The 16,881-nt window shown below is 69.8% G+C and carries 12 protein-coding genes; 3 read left to right on the top strand and 9 right to left on the bottom strand.

Going from position 1 to position 16,881, the window contains the following annotated elements; translation table 11 throughout:
- Positions 1-405: 405 nt before the first annotated feature.
- The 3 genes from CP978_RS24760 to thyX all read right to left on the bottom strand — a co-directional run bounded on the left by CP978_RS24760 (position 406) and on the right by thyX (position 4,064).
- On the bottom strand, positions 406-2,091 hold the full coding sequence (locus CP978_RS24760) for a ribonuclease J (RefSeq protein WP_043444414.1): 1,686 nt from the start codon (positions 2,089-2,091) through the stop codon (positions 406-408).
- Positions 2,092-2,217: 126 nt separating this feature from the next.
- The gene (dapA, locus tag CP978_RS24755) at positions 2,218-3,117 is read right to left on the bottom strand and encodes a 4-hydroxy-tetrahydrodipicolinate synthase (RefSeq protein ID WP_043444412.1); all 900 of its coding nucleotides are present in this window, start codon (positions 3,115-3,117) and stop codon (positions 2,218-2,220) included.
- 206 nt (positions 3,118-3,323) lie between these two features.
- Positions 3,324-4,064, bottom strand: a complete 741-nt coding sequence (thyX, locus tag CP978_RS24750; RefSeq protein ID WP_043444409.1) for an FAD-dependent thymidylate synthase — start codon at positions 4,062-4,064, stop codon at positions 3,324-3,326.
- A gap of 244 nt (positions 4,065-4,308) precedes the next feature.
- On the opposite strand from thyX, the gene CP978_RS24745 reads away from it, so the two are divergent.
- Positions 4,309-4,542, top strand: coding sequence for a hypothetical protein (locus CP978_RS24745; protein WP_043444407.1), 234 nt, complete (start codon positions 4,309-4,311; stop codon positions 4,540-4,542).
- A 125-nt stretch (positions 4,543-4,667) separates the two neighbouring features.
- On the top strand, positions 4,668-5,219 hold the full coding sequence (locus tag CP978_RS24740; RefSeq protein WP_043444405.1) for a PH domain-containing protein: 552 nt from the start codon (positions 4,668-4,670) through the stop codon (positions 5,217-5,219).
- A 153-nt stretch (positions 5,220-5,372) separates the two neighbouring features.
- On the opposite strand, the gene CP978_RS24735 is transcribed toward CP978_RS24740, so the two are convergent.
- The 6 genes from CP978_RS24735 to eccD all read right to left on the bottom strand — a co-directional run bounded on the left by CP978_RS24735 (position 5,373) and on the right by eccD (position 12,561).
- On the bottom strand, positions 5,373-5,825 hold the full coding sequence (locus CP978_RS24735; RefSeq protein ID WP_043444403.1) for a tetratricopeptide repeat protein: 453 nt from the start codon (positions 5,823-5,825) through the stop codon (positions 5,373-5,375).
- Positions 5,826-5,830: 5 nt separating this feature from the next.
- On the bottom strand, positions 5,831-6,583 hold the full coding sequence (gene dapB, locus CP978_RS24730; protein WP_043444401.1) for a 4-hydroxy-tetrahydrodipicolinate reductase: 753 nt from the start codon (positions 6,581-6,583) through the stop codon (positions 5,831-5,833).
- A 30-nt stretch (positions 6,584-6,613) separates the two neighbouring features.
- The gene (locus CP978_RS24725; protein ID WP_043444399.1) at positions 6,614-7,993 is read right to left on the bottom strand and encodes a M16 family metallopeptidase; all 1,380 of its coding nucleotides are present in this window, start codon (positions 7,991-7,993) and stop codon (positions 6,614-6,616) included.
- Positions 7,990-10,212 carry a polyribonucleotide nucleotidyltransferase gene (locus CP978_RS24720; protein WP_043444397.1) on the bottom strand — a complete coding sequence of 741 codons (2,223 nt, stop codon included), beginning with the start codon at positions 10,210-10,212 and terminating at the stop codon, positions 7,990-7,992. The genes CP978_RS24725 and CP978_RS24720 overlap by 4 nt, the downstream gene beginning before the upstream one ends.
- A gap of 336 nt (positions 10,213-10,548) precedes the next feature.
- On the bottom strand, positions 10,549-10,836 hold the full coding sequence (rpsO, locus tag CP978_RS24715; protein ID WP_043444395.1) for a 30S ribosomal protein S15: 288 nt from the start codon (positions 10,834-10,836) through the stop codon (positions 10,549-10,551).
- Positions 10,837-11,043: 207 nt separating this feature from the next.
- Entirely contained in the window at positions 11,044-12,561 is a 1,518-nt protein-coding gene (eccD, locus tag CP978_RS24710) for a type VII secretion integral membrane protein EccD (protein ID WP_043449415.1), read from the bottom strand.
- 342 nt (positions 12,562-12,903) lie between these two features.
- On the opposite strand from eccD, the gene eccCa reads away from it, so the two are divergent.
- Positions 12,904-16,872: a type VII secretion protein EccCa gene (eccCa, locus tag CP978_RS24700; RefSeq protein ID WP_079162296.1), complete on the top strand. Its 3,969-nt coding sequence runs from the start codon at positions 12,904-12,906 to the stop codon at positions 16,870-16,872.
- The last annotated feature ends 9 nt before the right edge of the window (positions 16,873-16,881 follow it).

Genomic DNA, 16,881 nt, shown 5'->3' with positions numbered 1-16,881 from the left:
GTCCCGACCGAACCGGCCGGAGACGGGGTATCAACATATCTGGCGTTGACTTTTGGCACGCTGTTGAGTTCTCAAGGAACGGACGCTTCCTTTGTACTCACCGAGATTCTCTCTCGGCTTTCCTCCGGGCGCTTCCCTTCGGTGTTTCCGACTCTATCAGATCTTTTCTCGATCCGATTTCCTCGGTGCTTTCCAGGTTCCCGCTCTCGCGTTTCCCTTTCCGGCGATCCCGACTTTATCAGAGAATCTGAGTCAGGATTTCCGCCCTGCTGCGGTCGTTACCTGACGCTCGATCGCGTCGGGTTCCCCCGCTGGCGGAGCCGTAAACGTACTGGAGCGAGGCGCCTCGATGCAAATCGAGGCAGCCTCGCTCCGGACTCACCCTCGCCGGGGCCTGAAGGGATGTCAGACCTCGACGACCACGGGCAGGATCATCGGCCTGCGGCGATAGGAGTCCGATACCCACTTGCCCAGCGTCCGGCGCACCAACTGCTGCAACTGATGGGGTTCGACGATCCCGTCCTGGGCCGACCTTTCGAGCACCTCCGTGATCTTCGGAAGCACGCCGTCGAAAGCGGAGTCCTCGATGCCGGAGCCGCGCGCCTGGACATAGGGGCCGCCCGTGATCTTGCCCGTGGACGAGTCCACCACGACGAAGACCGAGATGATGCCCTCGTCGCCGAGGATCTTGCGGTCCTTGAGCGCCGGCTCGCCGACATCACCGACCGAGAGACCGTCGACATACACATATCCGGCCTGGACCTTGCCGGAGATCCTGGCCTTGCCCTCGACCAGGTCGACCGCGACGCCGTCCTCGGCGATGACGATCCGGTCGTGCGGGACACCCGTCAGCGCACCGAGTTCGGCGTTGGCCCGCAGATGGCGCCATTCGCCGTGGACCGGCATCAGGTTCTTCGGGCGGCAGATGTTGTAGAAGTACAGCAGCTCGCCCGCGGACGCGTGACCCGAGACATGCACCTTGGCATTGCCCTTGTGCACGACGTTCGCACCCCAGCGGGTGAGTCCGTTGATCACCCGGTACACCGCGTTCTCGTTCCCGGGGATCAGCGATGAAGCGAGGATCACCGTGTCGCCCTGGACGATGCGGATCTGGTGGTCCCGGTTCGCCATCCGGGACAGCGCCGCCATCGGCTCGCCCTGCGAGCCGGTGCACACCAGCACGACCTCGTGGTCCGGCAGGTCGTCCAGCGTCTTGACGTCCACCACCAGGCCCGGCGGCACCTTCAGATAGCCGAGGTCCCGGGCGATGCCCATGTTGCGGACCATGGAGCGGCCGACGAAGGCGACCCGGCGGCCGTACTCGTGCGCCGCGTCCAGAATCTGCTGGATGCGGTGGACATGGCTGGCGAAGCTCGCCACGATGATCCGCTTGCGGGCACCCGCGAACACCTGGCGCAGCACATGGGAGATGTCGCGCTCGTGCGGGGTGAACCCGGGGACCTCCGCGTTGGTCGAGTCGGTGAGGAGGAGGTCGATGCCCTCTTCACTCAGCCGTGCGAACGCATGGAGATCGGTCAGCCGGTTGTCCAGCGGCAGCTGGTCCATCTTGAAGTCGCCCGTGTGCACCACCATGCCGGCGGGGGTCCTGATGGCGACCGCGAGGGCGTCCGGGATGGAGTGGTTGACCGCGATGAACTCGCAGTCGAAGGGACCGATCCGCTCGCGCCCGCCCTCGGCGACCTCGAGCGTGTACGGCCGGATGCGATGCTCCTGGAGCTTCGCCTCGATCAGGGCCAGGGTGAGCTTGGACCCGATCAGCGGGATGTCGGGCTTCTCCCGCAGCAGGAAGGGGACACCACCGATGTGGTCCTCGTGGCCATGGGTGAGGACGATGCCCTCGATGTCGTCGAGACGGTCCCGGATCGACGAGAAGTCCGGCAGGATCAGGTCGATTCCGGGCTGCTCCTCCTCGGGGAAGAGCACTCCGCAGTCGACGATCAGCAGACGGCCACCGTACTCGAAGACCGTCATGTTCCGGCCGATCTCGCCGAGACCGCCGAGCGGGGTGACCCGCAGGCCGCCTTCGGGAAGTGGCGGCGGCGAGCCGAGTTCAGGATGCGGATGACTCAAAAGACTCTCCTCACCACGCACGCCACGTACCTGTAGGGCACGTGGCGCGCATGACGTTCGTGCAGAAGCAGTTGTCGGATGGGATGCAGGCACCTGTGTCCTGCCTATTCAGTTGTGAAGTCTGTGTCAGAGCTGTACCCCGCCGGCCGCAAGATCGATCTTGAGCTGCGCGGTCTCCTCCGGCGAGAGCTCGACCATGGGCAGGCGCAGCGGTCCGGCGGGCAGTCCCTGGAGGGCGAGCGCCGCCTTGGTGGTCATCACGCCCTGGGTGCGGAACATGCCGGTGAAGACCGGGAGCAGCTTCTGGTGGATCTCCAGGGCCTTCTGGACGTCGCCGCCCGCATAGGCCTCGGCCATGGCGCGCAGCTCGGGCGTCACCACATGGCCCACCACCGAGACGAAGCCGACCGCGCCCACCGAGAGCAGGGGAAGATTGAGCATGTCGTCGCCGGAGTACCAGGCGAGACCGGAGCGCGCGATGGCCCAGCCGGCGCGGCCGAGATCGCCCTTGGCGTCCTTGTTCGCGACGATCCGCGGGTGCTCCGCCAGACGCACGATGGTCTCGGTGCTGATCGGGACACCGCTGCGGCCGGGGATGTCGTACAGCATGACCGGCAGGTCGGTGGCGTCGGCGATGGCCTTGAAGTGCCGGTACAGGCCGTCCTGCGGGGGCTTGTTGTAGTACGGGGTGACGGTCAGCAGTCCGTGCGCGCCGGCCTGCTGCGCCGCGCGCGCCAGTTCGATGCTGTGCCGGGTGTCATTGGTGCCGACGCCCGCGACGACATGGGCGCGGTCTCCGACCGCGTCCAGGACGGCTCGTACGAGGTCCGTTTTCTCCGCGTCGCTGGTGGTGGGTGACTCGCCGGTGGTGCCGTTGATGATCAGGCCGTCGTTGCCTGCGTCCACCAGGTGGGTGGCGAGCCGCTGCGCGCCGTCGAGGTCGAGTGCGCCGTCCGCCGTGAAGGGCGTGACCATGGCGGTGAGGATCCGCCCGAAGGGGATCTGCGGAGTGGAGGTCGGAGCCATGGGTAACACGCTACTCGCTGCGTCGCGCAGGGGCCGCCCTAGGGTGCGGGGAAAGTCCTGACAAAGGTGGAACCCGGCACTGCCTGCTCGGGGGTTCAAGCAGTGCCGGGTCCGTTTGATCAGGCTAGATGAACTTCTCGAAATGCCGCAATACGGACACTTCGCTCGGCTGACCGCACATCTGTGCCGACCGGAGGCTGAGAGCGCTACGGGGCGATACGGCCATTGGTGTTGAAGGCGGCATGGGTGAGCGGCATGAGCTCGGCCCACAGCGCCTCCATCCGCTCGCCGACCATCTCGATCTCCCGCTGCGGGAAGGACGGCACCTGGGCCAGCTCGTGCTGGGTGCGCAGGCCGAGGAAGTGCATCAGCGAGCGAGCGTTGCAGGTGGCGTACATGGAGGAGAAAAGACCGACCGGCAGGACCGAGCGGGCGACCTCACGGGCGACACCGGCGGCGAGCATCTCCTGGTACGCCTCGTACGCGTGCACATAGGCGTCCTCCATCGCACGGCCGACCAGTTCCTGCTGCGCCCGGGTGCCCTCGACGAAGCGGTACTTCCCGGGGCGGCCCTCCTGGACCAGCTTGCGGGACTCGGCGGGGACGTAGAAGACCGGCTGGAGCTCGCGGTAGCGGCCGCTCTCCTCGTTGTACGACCAGCCCACCCGATGCCGCATGAACTCGCGGAAGACGAAGATCGGGGCGCTGATGAAGAAGGTCATCGAGTTGTGCTCGAAGGGGCTTCCGTGCCGGTCCCGCATCAGGTAGTTGATCAGGCCCTTGGACCGCTCGGGGTCCTTCTTCAGCTCGTCCAGGGACTGCTCCCCGGCGGTGGAGACACGGGCGGCCCACAGCACGTCGGAGTCGGCCGCGCTGTGCTTGACCAGTTCGACGGTGACATCGCTGCGGAAGCTGGGCTTGAGGTCGTCGACGGGATCGTCGGTCACGGGGTGGGGGTCCTTCCCATCACAGGCTCGGGCGGCGCCCACTTTACGGCCCCGGCCGCCACGACCTGGTGTTCGGTACCGGGCCTCGACAACTCGTCGGCGAACTTCCGCGAAATCGATGAAAGAGGGCACTTTTCGCGCTGCCTGTTCGTCTGTCCGGATGACGATGATTCGTTCGTGTCACCGTTCCTGACCCCGGTCCCCCGACAGCTGCTCCCTACGGCCCCGAAGGAGAGACGCCGCCATGTCCCGTCGCGAGCCCGTTCCGTTCGCCTTCCTCGCCGAAGCGGACTCCTTCCGCAGCAATGTCACTCCCCCGCCGCGCCGTCGGGCCACCCCCGGCCAGCTGGCCGGGCGCTGGCTGCTGGGGCTCACCATCGTCGCGGGGCTGGTCGGTGCCCTGGTGATAGGCACCCCGGCGATGCAGCACCCCTCGCCCGCGGCGACGCAGCACTCCGAGGCGTCCGACGGGCGCTGACCCTGCCGCCCGCCCGGGGTGACCCGACCGGCGGGCAGGCCCTCCATGGACCCCGAGGGTGGTGGGCATGGACACGGCTCGATAGCCTCACCGGGCACAGCCCCATGGACCGAGTGAGGATCAGCGTGCCCCTGCCCTTTCTGACGGCCGACCGTGCTTCCGAGCAGGCAGCGGACGAGCTGCCCCACGACGACCACGAGCGCTGGCGGCGCCCGTACCGCCCCGGCCCCTGGCGGGTGGGCGGGGCGGCGCTCCTGCTGCTGCTCTCCTCGTTCGTGCTCTTCGCGGCGGTCGTCATCGCGCTCACCGGGACGCCGTCCGACGCCGGCACGATCCTCGGTCTCGCGCTGGTGGGCGTCGTCTGGGCCCTGCGGCTGCTGCGGATGGGTGTCTGGGTGAGCTCCCGCGGAGTGCGCCGGGTGGGCTTCTTCGGCACCCGGACGACGCCCTGGGAGCAGATCACCGCGGTGCGGACGGCGCAGCAGCCGGTGCGCTGGTTCGGTCTGCCCCGCACGGTGCAGGGGCAGGCGCTGATCCTGGCCCGCAAGAGCCGCGCCTCCCAGGAGCCGCCGCCGCTGCTGACCACACACAACGCCGACTTCCTGGGCCGTTCGGAGTCCTTCGACCGGGCGGCGGACACGGTGGAGGCATGGGCCGCGGAGTACTGCCGCCACTGACCGGCCCGACCGGACATGACGAGGGGGCCGTCCCGCCGTACGGAGCGGGGCGGCCCCCTCGTCATGTCGTCGACCCCATGGGACACCGCGTGACACCGCGTCCGGCCCCGGGAGGGCAGCTCCTGAAGATCAACGGCCGGGAGCCCGCGGAGATCAGGCCTCGGCCGTCCTCCCGTCGTGCAGGGCGATCGCCCGCTGCATCGCCTTGCGGGCGCGCGGCGTGTCCCGGGCGTCGTGATAGGCGATCGCCAGCCGGAACCAGCTGCGCCAGTCGTCCGGGGCCGCCTCCGTCTCCGCCTTGCGCCTGGCGAAGACCTCGTCGGCCGAGTCGCGGTCGATCCGACCGCCGGGGGTCCGCCTCAGCTCGTCCGGAGGCAGGCCGCCCTCGGCGTCCAGTTCGGCGGCGAGCCGGTTGGCCCGGTGCACGAACTGCGTGTTCTTCCACAGGAACCAGACGCCGATGACCGGCAGGATCAGCACCGCGACACCGAAGGAGACGGTGAGCGGGGTGCCGTTCTGGATCAGGAACACGCCCCGGCTGCCGACCAGGACGAAGTAGAAGACCAGGACGACGGCCGTGACGGCGTAGGTGATCTTGGCGCGCATGGCGGCTACTTCAGGTCGAGGAAGTGTTCCAGGCCGAAGGTCAGGCCCGGAGTGGTGACGACGCGGCGGGCGCCGAGCAGGATGCCCGGCATGAAGCTGCTGTGGTGCAGCGAGTCATGGCGGATGGTGAGGGTCTCCCCCTCGCCGCCCAGCAGCACCTCCTGATGGGCGAGCAGCCCGCGCAGCCGGACGGAGTGCACCGGGACACCGTCGACCCGGGCGCCGCGGGCGCCCTCCAGGGCCGTCACCGTGGCATCCGGTGCCGGGCCCCTGTCGGCCCGCTCCCGTGCGGCGGCGATGAGCTGGGCGGTGCGCGCGGCGGTGCCGCTGGGGGCGTCCACCTTGTCGGGGTGGTGCAGCTCGATGACCTCGACGGACTCGAAGTACGGCGCGGCCACCTCGGCGAACTTCATGGTCAGCACGGCGCCGATGGAGAAGTTCGGGGCGATCAGCACACCCGTCTCCGGGGACTGGTCCAGCAGGCCCCTCAGCTGCGCCAGGCGCTCCTCGGTCCAGCCGGTGGTGCCCACCACCGCATGGATGCCGTGCCGCACGCAGAAGTCGAGGTTGCCCATCACCGAGGCCGGGGTGGTCAGCTCGACCACGACCTGGGCGCCGGCCTCCACCAGGGTCTCCAGCCGGTCGCCCCTGCCCAGGGCGGCGACCAGTTCCATGTCCTCGGCGGCTTCGACGGCCCGTACCGCCTCCGAACCGATCCGGCCCCGGGCGCCGAGGACCGCCACACGCAGCTTGCTCATGTTCCTGATTCCTTGCTCGAGGTGGAGAACTTAGGCGACCGCGTCGTGCAGACGGGCGGCATGCCTGTCCTTGAGCGGGCCGATGACCGAGAGCGAGGGCCGCTGTCCCAGGATGTCCCGGGCCACGGACCGTACGTCGTCCGGGGTCACCGCGGCTATCCGGGCCAGCATGTCGTCGACCGACATCTGGTCGCCCCAGCACAGCTCGCTCTTGCCGATACGGTTCATCAGCGCGCCCGTGTCCTCGAGGCCGAGGACCGTGGAGCCCCGCAGCTGGCCGACGGCACGGGCGATCTCCTCGTCGGACAGTCCGTTCTCGGCGACCTGGTCGAGCTCGTCGCGGCAGATCTTGAGCACATCGTGCACCTGGCCGGGACGGCAGCCCGCGTACACCCCGAAGAGGCCGCAGTCGGCGAAGCCCGAGGTGTACGAGTACACGCTGTAGGCCAGGCCGCGCTTCTCCCGCACCTCCTGGAACAGCCGGGAGGACATGCCGCCGCCGAGGGCGGTGTTCAGCACGCCGAGGGCCCAGCGGCGGTCGTCGGTGCGGCCCAGGCCGGGCATGCCGAGGACGACATGCGCCTGTTCGGTCTTGCGGCTGAGCAGTTCGACCCGTCCGGCCGTGCGCAGGGCACGGCGCCCCTCGCGCGGGGCGATGGGGGTGGCGTCGGTCCGGGTGAGCGCGCCGGCCTTCTCGAAGGCGGCGCGCACCTGGCGCACGACCTTGTTGTGGTCGATGTTGCCGGCGCAGGCGACCACCAGATGAGTGGGGTCGTAGTGCTTCTTGTAGAAACGGCGGATGCGGTCGGCGGTGAGGGCGTTGACGGTGTCGACGGTGCCGAGGACCGGGCGGCCCAGCGGATTGTCACCGAACATGGTGTGCGCGAACAGGTCGTGCACACAGTCGCCTGGGTCGTCCTCCGTCATCGCGATCTCCTCGAGGATCGCGCCCCGCTCGACGTCGACGTCCTCCTCGAGGATCAGCGAGCCGGTGAGCATGTCGCAGACGACGTCGATGGCGAGCGGCAGGTCGGTGTCGAGCACCCGTGCGTAGTAGCAGGTGTACTCCTTCGCCGTGAACGCGTTCATCTCGCCGCCGACCGCGTCGATCGCGGCGGAGATGTCCAGGGCGCTCCTGCGGCCGGTGCCCTTGAAGAGCAGGTGCTCCAGATAGTGCGTGGCGCCGTTCAGGGAGGGCGTCTCGTCGCGGGAGCCGACATGCGCCCAGATGCCGAAGGTGGCGGAGCGCACCGAGGGCAGCGTCTCGGTGACGACGCGCAGGCCGCCCGGGAGGACCGTCTTACGGACCGTACCGATGCCGTTCATTCCTTTGATCAGGGTTTGGGTACGGGCGACGGCCCGCGCCTCCGAGGAGGTGCGGGCCGTCGCCTTGAAGCCACGGGACGTCACTTGTCGGTGTCGTCCTTCTTCGCCTCGCCGTCCTCGTCCTCTCCCTCGATCACGGGGATGAGGGAGAGCTTGCCGCGGGAGTCGATCTCGGCGATCTCGACCTGGACCTTCTGGCCCACGCCGACCACGTCCTCGACGTTCTCCACGCGCTTGCCGCCGGCGAGCTTGCGGATCTGCGAGATGTGCAGCAGGCCGTCCTTGCCCGGCAGCAGGGAGACGAACGCACCGAAGGTGGTCGTCTTCACGACCGTGCCCAGGTAGCGCTCGCCGACCTCCGGCATGGTCGGGTTGGCGATGCTGTTGATCGTGGTGCGGGCGGCCTCGGCGGACGGGCCGTCGGCGGCACCGATGTAGATCGTGCCGTCGTCCTCGATCGTGATCTCGGCGCCGGTGTCCTCCTGGATCTGGTTGATCATCTTGCCCTTGGGGCCGATGACCTCACCGATCTTGTCGACCGGGATCTTGACGGTGATGATCCGCGGGGCGTGCGGGGACATCTCGTCGGGCCGGTCGATGGCCTCCATCATCACATCGAGGATGTGGAGGCGGGCGTCGCGGGCCTGCTTGAGGGCCGCGGCCAGCACGGAGGCCGGGATGCCGTCCAGCTTGGTGTCGAGCTGGAGGGCGGTCACGAACTCCTTGGTGCCGGCGACCTTGAAGTCCATGTCGCCGAAGGCGTCCTCGGCACCGAGGATGTCGGTCAGCGTCACATAGTGCGTCTCACCGTCGATCTCCTGGGAGATCAGACCCATGGCGATACCGGCGACGGGGGCCTTCAGCGGCACACCGGCGTTCAGCAGCGACATGGTGGAGGCGCAGACCGAGCCCATGGACGTCGAACCGTTGGAACCGAGGGCCTCGGAGACCTGACGGATCGCGTACGGGAACTCCTCGCGCGGGGGCAGCACCGGGAGGAGCGCGCGCTCGGCCAGGGCGCCGTGGCCGATCTCGCGGCGCTTCGGGGAGCCGACGCGACCGGTCTCACCCGTGGAGTACGGCGGGAAGTTGTAGTTGTGCATGTAGCGCTTGCGCGTCACCGGGGAGAGGGTGTCGAGCTGCTGCTCCATGCGCAGCATGTTCAGGGTGGTGACGCCCAGGATCTGGGTCTCGCCACGCTCGAACAGGGCCGAGCCGTGCACCCGCGGGATGGCCTCGACCTCGGCGGCCAGGGTGCGGATGTCGGTGACACCGCGGCCGTCGATGCGCTTCTTCTCCTTGATGACACGCTCACGGACCAGGGTCTTGGTCAGCGAGCGGTACGCGGCGGAGATCTCCTTCTCGCGGCCCTCGAACTCCGGCAGGAGCTTCTCGGCGGCGAGCTGCTTGACGCGGTCCAGCTCGGACTCGCGCTCCTGCTTGCCGGCGATGGTGAGCGCCTGGGTCAGCTCGGGGCGGACCGCGGCGCTCAGCGCCTCCAGGACGTCGTCCTCGTGGTCGAGGAAGATCGGGAACTCGGCGGTCGGCTTGGCGGCCTTGGCGGCGAGGTCCGCCTGGGCCTTGCAGAGCACCTTGATGAAGGGCTTCGCGGCCTCGAGACCGGCGGCGACGACCTCCTCGGTGGGCGCCTCGGCGCCGCCCTGCACCAGGGTGATGGTGCGGTCGGTGGCCTCGGCCTCGACCATCATGATCGCGACGTCGCCGTCCTCCAGGGCACGACCCGCGACGACCATGTCGAAGACGGCGTCCTCGAGCTCGCTGTGCGTCGGGAAGGCGACCCACTGGCCGTTGATCAGCGCGACGCGGACGCCGCCGATCGGGCCGGAGAAGGGCAGACCGGCCAGCTGCGTGGACGCGGACGCGGCGTTGATCGCCACGACGTCGTACAGGTGGTCGGGGTTGAGCGCCATGATCGTGGCGACGACCTGGATCTCGTTGCGCAGGCCCTTCTTGAAGGAGGGGCGCAGCGGACGGTCGATGAGACGGCAGGTGAGGATGGCGTCCTCGGAGGGGCGGCCCTCACGGCGGAAGAACGAACCGGGGATCTTCCCGGCCGCGTACATCCGCTCCTCGACGTCGACCGTCAGCGGGAAGAAGTCGAGCTGGTCCTTGGGGTTCTTGGACGCCGTCGTGGCCGAGAGGACCATCGTGTCGTCGTCCAGGTACGCGACGGCGGAGCCGGCGGCCTGCCTGGCCAGGCGGCCCGTCTCGAAGCGGATCGTGCGGGTGCCGAAGGAGCCGTTGTCGATGACGGCCTCGGCGTAGTGGGTCTCGTTCTCCACCAGCGTTTTCTCCTCGTCTTCGTCCCGGGCTGCCCGTGTGGCAGGGGGACGGTGGCGGAGAAGCGCGCCGTCCTGTGCGGGCCGGTCTTCGATCGAAGCACCCGGGGTTCTTCTCCCGGGGGCCACTACCGAGGACCGGCGGCGGCAAGGTGCGCTTCTCCTCGTTCGGTGTGCGGGGCGGCGTCCGGTGATCGGGCGCCGTCCACACGATGTGGTTCGTATGGAGTTGTTCGTATGGCGTTGTGCTACCACCCTACAAAGCGGTGGTGACAGTCCGCACGTACAGCAAAGGGAGCGGTCCCGTCTTCAGCAGGAACCGCTCCCCTTCACCGCGTCTTACCGGGCGCCGGCCGCGCCACGGCGGATGCCGAGGCGGTCGACCAGCACACGGAAGCGCTGGATGTCCTTCTTGGCCAGGTACTGCAGCAGGCGGCGACGCTGACCGACCAGGATCAGCAGACCACGGCGGGAGTGGTGGTCGTGCTTGTGGGTCTTGAGGTGCTCGGTCAGGTCGGAGATCCGGCGGGACAGCAGCGCGACCTGGACCTCGGGGGAGCCGGTGTCACCCTCCTTGGTACCGAAATCGGCAACGATCTGCTTCTTCGTGGCGGCGTCGAGCGACACGCGTTCTCCTTGTGGTCTTCTGAGTGCCACCGAGTGCCCCTGGTCTTCGTCTCAGGGAAGCTTCCGTGACTCGGGTGGCGGGATCGAGCCGATCGCGACCTCCGGATCCCCGAGGTGACCCCGGAGGGTCTCGGGCAGGGTCCGAGGATGCGTACACGAACGGCCGTCACACAGGGTACCAGGGCAGAACGGGACCTTTGCCCGACGTCATTTGCTGGTCATGGACCTGGCCGCCATATACACATCGAAGACGGCGAGGGTCAGCGGGATCAGAGTCAGCAGGACGAAGCTCTCCGCGATCTCCAAGAAGCGTCCCCAGAACGGGGTGAGACCGCCGCGCGGCAGGATCAGGCCGAGCGCGGTGACCACGGCCGACGCCGCCGCGATCACCGCGACCAGCCAGATCGTACGGATGTCCAGGGCCGCACGGTCCCCGGTCAGCGCCTCCCGCATCACGGTCGCCGGCGGGTTGAGGGCCAGGCCGAGGCCGAGCAGGACCAGGGCACCGAGGCCCGCGGCGAGGACCGGGGCGACCTGGGCCGTGTAGCGGAAGAGGTGGGCGCGCATCAGCAGTGCGACGCCGGTGGCGAGGGCGAGCAGCTGGGCCCAGACGCCGTCCGAGAAGCCGAGCACCGCGGCTGCCCCGACGGCGAGCAGCGCACAGCCGCCCACCAGGCCGACGAGGAGTTCATGACCGCGGCGGGCCTGGGCCTCGACCCGCTCGGCGTCGACCGGCTCGTGCGGGGCGGACTCGGTGTCGTACGCGCCGCGCGAGGTGCTGCTCGGGGGCTCGAAACCGATCGGGAGGCGGGCGAACCGCATGGACAGCCCGGGCAGGAAGGCGAGGGCGCCCACGGCGACGGGAGCGCAGACGGCGGCCACCTCGGTGGGCGTCCAGTGCGCGAGGATCCCGGCGAAGACGGCGACCAGGGCGACGGCCGAGGCGAACACGAAGGCCACGAAGGGGCCGTCGCCGCTCGGGGAGCACACGGTGAGGACGACCGAGGCGATCAGGACCGCCGCGCAGGCGAGCAGGAACTGCAGCTTGCCGATGCCCTGCCCGTCGGCCAGGGGGACCAGCCCGCTGCCCGCGACGCCCATGTTGGACAGGGCGCCCAGGCCGAGTGCGACGGCGGAGCCCCGGTCGTCGTAGACACGGGCGCGGACGGCGGCGAGGACGACCAGGAGGACTCCTGCGACCGCGGCGAGGATGCCGGGCAGTCCGTGCATGTCGTGCCGCGGGTCCGCGGACCAGGCGACGAAGGCGAGCAGCGTGGGCAGCACTCCTCCGCCGGCGAGGCCCGCGGCCCGGGTGAGGTCCCCGCTCCACAGCGTGTGCCGCCGGGTGACCGCGGACGCGACCGCCTCCGAGACGTCGTCGAAGACGGCGGGCGGCAGGGACTCGGCGAAGGGACGCAGGGTGAGGAGTTCGCCGTCCAGGATCCGCTGGGCGGCGAACGAGCGGGAGCTGTCGAGGACGGTGCCGTCGCGGCGTACGAGGTGGTAGCCGACCGGGGCGCTCTCGGCGGGGCTCTGCTGGGAGAGCCGCAGGATCTCCGGGTAGATGTCGGCGACCGGGACGTCGTCGGGCAGTGCCACGTCGATGCGGCTGTCGGGCGCGACGATGGTGACGCGGCAGAAACCGAGTCCCGTTCCGACACCGGACGGGGCTCCGGAAGGAAGGGTGGTCCCGGGCCCGCCGCTCGCGGTGGCCGTGGTGCTCACCTGCTGATCCCCCTCAGTGATGGTGATGTGTCTGCTGGTGGCGGTGCGTACCGGTGACGGCGTCGCACGGGCGATGTGAAGTTTCTGCGACGGTTTGCCGGTGTACTCCGTGGCCGGTGCCCGACCCACCCGCCGGAAGCCGGTCGACCAGCGCCGCGCGGGTGTGCCTCGCACGAATTACCCTGGTTTCCCGGCCTCGTTCGCGGGTCGTCGCGCGAGCCTCCCGGCACCCTACCGCCCACCGCGCTCCCGCCAAGTCAGTAGTATCGCGCGGCGGCCAGGCGCCCGCCTGACACGGGGCGGCGGGCGAACACCCCGGGTCCGGCAAGGGAATGGTGAGCAGTGAGCCAGATTGTCGTGAAGCGTCCGCCCAGGACTCTGCCGTCCGACGTACCCACCGACGAGGTGGCCGTACAGCCGCCGCCCGAGCTGCCGCGCGGCCACCAGGACAGCGTGCTCATGCAGTTGCTGCCGACGCTGGGCATGGGCGGCTCGGTGGTGTTCTTCTTCAACAGCGGACAGCCGTTCATGAAGATCATGGGCATGGTCATGATCGCATCGACGGTGGCGATGTCCATCGCGATGGTGGTCCGCTACCGCCGTGGTTCCCAGGGCCAGTTGGCCGATCTGCGTCGCGACTATCTGAGCTATCTGTCCCAGACCCGGCGCGCCGCCATGGACACGGCGAGGGCGCAGCGCGACGCCCAGTTCTACCTCCATCCCTCCCCCGAACAGCTGTGGGCGCTGGTCGCCGAGGGCAGCCGGCTGTGGGAACGGCGGCCGGGCGACGAGGACTTCGCGCAGGTGCGCATCGGGCTGGGCCCGCAGACGCTGGCCACCCCGCTGATCGCCCCGGAGACCGGCCCGGTGGAGCAGTTGGAGCCGTTGACGGCGGGTGCGATGCAGCGGTTCGTCGCCACTCACAACACCCTCTCCGACCTGCCGATAGCGGTGTCGTTGCGGGCCTTCTACCACGTCACGGTGAGCGGCGACCCGCACGGCGCGCGTGCCTCGGCGCGCGCCCTGATCGGCTCGCTGACCGCGCTGCACTCGCCCGCGGACCTCGTCGTCGCGGTCGCCGCCGGACGGGAGGCGCTGCCGCACTGGGACTGGGCCAAGTGGCTGCCGCACGTCCAAGCGCCCGGTGTGACGGACGGTGCGGGCAGCCGCCGGCTGATCGGTTCCGACTCGCGCGAGCTGGAGGACCTGCTGGCGTCCCGGCTCACCGGCCGGCCGCGCTTCCACCCCGATGCGGCGCCGCTGCCGGAGGAGCCGCACCTCGTCGTCGTACTGGACGATCTGTCGCTGCTGCCCGACTCGGTGCTCGCCTCGCCGGAGGGCCTTCAGGGCGTCACGGTCGTCGAGGTCGTACCGGGTGAGCTGTCCGGACCGCGCGGCGATCTCTCCATCGTCGTACAGCCGACGACCCTGCACCTGGAGTCGGCGCACGGCATCGTGTACGAGGGGACCCCGGACACGCTGTCGTACGAGTCCGCCGAGGCGCTGGCACGGCAACTCGCCCCACTGCGGGTGGCGTCCGGCGGGGACGACGACGAACCGCTGCTCGCCAACCTGGAGTTCACGGATCTGCTGAGCCTCGGGGACGCGGCCTCGGTGGACACCAAGCGCACCTGGCGGCCGCGGGCGCTGTCGGAGCGGCTGCGGGTGCCGATCGGTCTCGGCGAGGACGGCCGGCCGGTGATGCTGGACCTCAAGGAGGCCGCGCAGGAGGGCATGGGTCCGCACGGGTTGTGCGTGGGCGCGACGGGTTCCGGCAAGTCGGAGCTGCTGCGGACCCTCGTCCTCGGGCTCGCCGTGACGCACTCCTCCGAGACCCTGAACTTCGTCCTGGCGGACTTCAAGGGTGGTGCCACCTTCGCGGGCATGGCTCAGATGCCGCATGTCGCGGCCGTGATCACCAACCTGGCGGACGATCTGACGCTGGTGGACCGCATGGGCGACTCCATCCGCGGTGAGCTCAACCGCCGCCAGGAGATGCTGCGGGACGCGGGCAACTACGCGAACATCCACGACTACGAGAAGGCCCGTGCGGCGGGCGCCGCGCTGCAGCCGATCCCGTCGCTCGTCCTGGTGATCGACGAGTTCAGCGAACTGCTGACCGCCAAGCCGGACTTCATCGAGATGTTCGTGCAGATCGGCCGTATCGGCCGCTCGCTCGGTGTGCATCTGCTGCTCGCCTCGCAGCGCCTGGAGGAGGGCCGGCTGCGCGGCCTGGAGACATATCTGTCGTACCGGATCGGTCTGCGGACGTTCTCGGCGGCGGAGTCGCGTGCGGCGCTCGGCGTCCCCGACGCCTATGAGCTCCCGAACGTCCCGGGTTCCGGCTTCCTGAAGTACGGCACCGACGAAATGGTCCGCTTCAAGGCGGCGTACGTCTCGGGGGTGTACCGCTCGGGTCCGGCGCGGGCGGCGCTGCCCGGCGGGCCGCTGCCGGTGGACCGGCGGCCGGTGCTGTTCACGGCGGCCGAGGTGCCGGTGCAGTACGTACAGGTGCCCCAGCAGCGCACGGAGCCCGAGTCGGAGACGGACGACGCGCTCGCCGACACGGTGCTGGATGTGATCGTGCGCCGGCTGGAGGCGCAGGGCCCGGCGGCCCACCAGGTGTGGCTGCCGCCGCTGGACAGCCCGCCGTCGCTGGACGGACTGCTGCCCGGCCTGGCTGCGGTCGAGGACCGCGGCCTCACCCAGCCGGGCTACGAGGGCGCGGGCCGTCTGATCGTCCCCGTCGGCCTGGTCGACAAGCCGTACGAGCAGCGCCGTGACCCCCTGTGGCTGGACTTCTCCGGAGCGGCGGGCCATCTGCAGCTCATCGGCGGCCCGCAGTCCGGCAAGTCGACGCTGGTGCGCTCGCTGATCTCCGCGTTCGCCCTGACGCACACCCCGTACGAGGTCCAGTTCTACGGCCTGGACTTCGGCGGTGGCGGCATGGCGGCGGTGGCCGGGCTGCCCCATGTGGGCGGGGTCGCCTCGCGGCTGGACCCGGAGCGGGTCCGCCGTACGGTGTCGGAGGTCTACGGGGTGATGACCCGCCGCGAGGAGTACTTCCGCTCCTCGGGCATCGCGTCGATCGCGGACTTCCGCGCCCGCCGGGCCCGCGGGGACATCTCGGTCACGGACCAGCCGTGGGGCGATGTCTTCCTGGTCATCGACGGTTGGGGCAACTTCCGTTCGGACTACGAGGGTCTGGAGCCGGCGGTGCTGGACATCGCGGCGCGGGGCCTCGGCTACGGCATCCATCTGGTCCTGACGGGGTCGCGTTCGATGGAGGTGCGTTCGAACCTCAAGGACCACCTGATGAACCGGCTGGAGCTGCGGCTCGGCGACACGATGGACTCCGAGATCGACCGCAAGGTGGCGGCGAACGTCCCCGCGGGAGTGCCGGGCCGCGGGCTGTCGCCCCAGAAGCTGCACTTCATGGCGGCGGTGCCGCGGATCGACGGTCTGACCTCCGACACGGACCTGGCGGACGCCACGGCCGCGCTGTCGGCGGAGGTCTCACGCCACTGGCAGGCGCCGGGCGCCCCGGAGGTACGGCTGCTGCCGCGCGAGCTGCCGGCCGAGCAGCTGCCGTCGGGCGACCGCTTCCCGCGCCGGGGGGTGGCCTTCGCGCTCGACGAGGAGAACCTGGAGCCGGTCTTCGTCGACTTCGAGCAGGACCCGTTCTTCCTGGTCTTCGGCGAGAGCGAGTCGGGCAAGTCCAACCTGCTGCGGCTGCTGATCAAGCAGATCACGGAGCGGTACTCGGGCGACGAGTGCAAGCTGTTCGTCGTCGACAACCGCCGCTCGCTCCTGGACGTCACGCCCGCCACGCATCTGGCGGAGTACATCCCGATGTCCAATGCGATGGACCACCATATGACGGCCCTGGGGGACCTGATGCAGCGCCGGTCCCCGACGGCGGAGGTGACCGCGCAGCAGCTGCGCGAGCGGAGCTGGTGGCGGGGCCCGACGGTGTACGTGGTCGTGGACGACTACGACCTCGTCTCGACGTCGAGCGGGAACCCGCTGGGCGGTCTGACGGAACTGCTCCCGTTCGCCAGGGACGTGGGTGTCCGCTTCATCATCGCCCGCTCGACGGCGGGCGCGGGCCGCGCGTCCTACGAACCCTTCCTGCAGCGCATGAAGGAGCTGGGCGCCCAGGGCGTCGTCCTCGCGGGCGAACCGGGCGAGGGCGAACTGCTGGGCGGCGTACGGCCCCGGCCGATGCCGACCGGGCGCGGCGTGTTCGTCTCCCGGCGCCGGGGGAAGCCGTTGGTGCAGACGGGGCTTGTGCGGGAGGGTAGTTGGTGACGCCCGGAA

It is taken from the genome of Streptomyces nodosus (genome assembly GCF_008704995.1).
In the GTDB taxonomy this organism is placed as follows: Bacteria; Actinomycetota; Actinomycetes; order Streptomycetales; family Streptomycetaceae; genus Streptomyces; species Streptomyces nodosus.
Note: the sequence above shows the minus strand (reverse complement) of the source record. Positions and strands in the feature narration are given on the sequence as shown.